This window comes from Hymenobacter persicinus (assembly GCF_004167665.1).
Taxonomy (GTDB): Bacteria; Bacteroidota; Bacteroidia; order Cytophagales; family Hymenobacteraceae; genus Hymenobacter; species Hymenobacter persicinus.
In genome coordinates this window covers 1-2,152 of sequence record NZ_SEWE01000108.1, presented here as the reverse complement: position 1 = coordinate 2,152, position 2,152 = coordinate 1, and the positions used below count along the sequence as shown (strand labels likewise).

Annotated in this window: 2 protein-coding genes; one reads left to right on the top strand and one right to left on the bottom strand. The window is 65.2% G+C overall.

Translation table 11 applies throughout. The annotated features are described in order from the left end of the window. Positions 1-1,611 (top strand): T9SS type A sorting domain-containing protein (locus tag EWM57_RS20785; protein ID WP_129923213.1); only part of this gene is annotated, 1,611 nt, incomplete at its 5' end. 157 nt (positions 1,612-1,768) lie between these two features. Here EWM57_RS20785 and EWM57_RS20780 read toward each other — a convergent pair. Next, a partial coding sequence (locus tag EWM57_RS20780; RefSeq protein WP_129923212.1) for a T9SS type A sorting domain-containing protein occupies positions 1,769-2,152 on the bottom strand: 384 nt, incomplete at its 5' end.

Sequence of the window (2,152 nt, the reverse complement as noted above, 5' to 3'; positions counted from 1 at the left end):
ACCTTGGTGAATGCCGACACCGACCAGGATATCCAGACTTTGGCCCCGGGTGCGGTTATCAACCTGAGCACGCTGCCCACGCGCAACCTGAACATCCGGGCCAACACGGATCCGGCCGTGGTGGGCAGCGTGGTCTTTGAACTCAGCGGCGCCCAGGTCCAGAACCAAACCGAGTCGGCGGCGCCCTACGCCCTGTTCAGCGACTTCCAGGGCGACTATTTCAACTGGACGCCCCCGGCGGGCAGCTATTCGCTCACGGCCACGCCCTACAGCGGCGCGGGTGGCAGCGGCACGCCCGGCACGGCCCTGACCATCAGCTTCAGCGTGCTCGACCCCACCGGCGCCGTGACGAGCTTCACGCTGGTCAACGCCGACACCGACCAGGACATTCAAACCCTGACTTCGGGCAGCGTCCTGGATTTGAGCTCCCTGCCAACCCGTAATCTGAACGTGCGGGCCAACGTCAGCAGCGCCCCGGTGGGCAGCGTGCTGTTTGCCCTGAGCGGCCCCCAGAATCAGAACCTGCTAGAAGGCTCGGCCCCCTTCGCCCTGTTTTCGGACGTGGCGGGCAACTACAACGCCTGGCAGCCCCCGGTGGGCTCGTATTCGCTCACGGCCACGCCCTACCGCACCACCACCGGGGGCGGGGATGCCGGGCCCGCCTTGACCATCAGCTTCTCCGTTGTTGACCCCACCGGTACTGTCACGAGCTTCACGCTGGTGAATGCCGACACTGACCAGGACATTCAGACCCTGACGCCGGGCGCCACGCTCAACCTGGCCACCTTGCCCACGCGCAACCTGAATATCCGGGCCAATGCCACCTCTGACGTGGGCAGCGTGTCGTTTGCCCTGAGCGGGCAGCAGACGGCCACGGCCACCGAAAGTGTGGTACCCTACGCCCTGTTCGGCGACTTCCAAGGGGACTACAACGTGTGGGTGCCGGAGCTAGGCACGTATTCACTTACGGCCACGCCGTTTCCGGCCGCCAACGGGGCCGGGGCGCCGGGCACGGCTCTCACCATGAGCTTTTCCGTCATTGAGCAGGGTCCGCCCCTGCCCGTAACGCTGACGGCCTTTACCTGTCAGGTCAGTAGCAACGAAGTTGACATCCGCTGGGCTACGGCTAGTGAGCTGCACAACAAGGAGTTTGTGGTGCAGCGCAGCCAGGATGGGCAGATGTTTGCCAACCTGGCGGTGATTCCCGGGCAGGGCTCCACCAACGTGGCCCAAACCTACTCCTACCGCGACACCGACCTGCGCCCCAGCATGACGGTTTTGTACTACCGGCTGCAGCAGGTGGATTTCAACGGCAGCTCCACGTACTCCCTGGTCCGCGTGGTGAACCTACCCAACAGCCTGTCTCGCCTCCAGGTCTATCCAACGGTAGTAACCGACGGGCAGCTGTATTTTGCGGCCCCCGAAAAGCCCGTGGCCGGCACTCTGGCCCAGCTGGAGCTTTACAATCTGCAGGGCCGCAAAATGGAGTCGTACCCGGCCACCACGCTGGCTAACGGTTCCATCCCCACCGCCGGCCTCAAACCGGGCACCTACCTGCTGCGCTACACTTCGACCACCAAGAGCTTTACCACCCGCTTCGTCATTCCCTGAGTTCCGACTCTCCAGCCGGAGCCCAACCACGGGTTCCGGCTGAATTGCTCTCGGCGTAGCTACCACACAAGAATCCCCCGCAACCCTGGCGCGAAAGTGCCTCTGGTTGCGGGGGATTCTTGTGTGGTGACCGTGCCGGTCGTGGGGCAGGCCGGGCCTACTCACGTAGCAGCCGGAGCCGCTGACTGAAGCCCGGCCCTTCGAGCAGCAGCAGGTACACGCCCGGGGCAGGCAGCAGGCGGGAAAAATCCAGGGGCAGCTCCGGGGTCTGCTCCTTGGTCAGCCACTTGCCCGCCGCTACCCGGGTGCCCAGTGCAGAAAGCAAGGTGTAGGAAATTTCGCCCCGTCCCGCGGCGGGTAGGCGCAGGAAAAAGCGGCCATCGGACGACGGATTCGGGTACACCAGCCACTCGGCCCCCGCGGGTTGTCCGGCCTGGGCGCCCGCAACTTGCGGCACCGGCGGCACTTGGTCCGTGGCGCTGAAATTCAGCGAATATGCCGGGCCCGCCGCCCCGCCACCGCCGGCTTCGGCGTAGGGCGT